Source organism: Lacrimispora brassicae (assembly GCF_054772055.1).
On sequence record NZ_BRYH01000011.1, the window covers coordinates 1 to 526 of the forward strand.

A 526-nucleotide genomic window follows, 5' to 3' on the forward strand; every position below is an offset into this window, starting at 1 on the left:
ACTGCACGAGATAAGTTGGGCAGTCAAAAGGGAAAGAGCCCAGACCACCAGCTAAGGTCCCAAAGTGCGTGTTAAGTGGAAAAGGATGTGAGATTTCAGAGACAACTAGGATGTTGGCTTAGAAGCAGCCACACATTCAAAGAGTGCGTAATAGCTCACTAGTCGAGAGGTCTTGCGCCGAAAATGTCCGGGGCTAAAACACGACACCGAAGCTGTGGAATGTGTATTTATACACATTGGTAGAGGAGCATTCTTAACGCACAGAAGCATTACCGTAAGGAGATGTGGAGTGTTAAGAAGAGAGAATGCCGGAATGAGTAGCGAGATGGAGGTGAGAATCCTCCAGGCCGAATATCTAAGGTTTCCAGAGTAAAGCTGATCTGCTCTGGGTAAGTCGGGGCCTAAGGCGAGGTCGAAAGACGTAGTCGATGGACAACAGGTTGAAATTCCTGTACCGCATATCATCAGAACTGTGGGGACACAGAACCGAGGAAGAACCCGGGAATGAAAAGACCGGGGCAAGCAT

1 rRNA gene is annotated in these 526 nt (G+C 48.7%); it reads left to right on the forward strand.

Annotation, left to right across the window (positions count from 1 at the left end):
• A 23S ribosomal RNA gene (locus ACYVD3_RS07840) occupies nucleotides 1-526 on the forward strand; the annotation flags it as partial.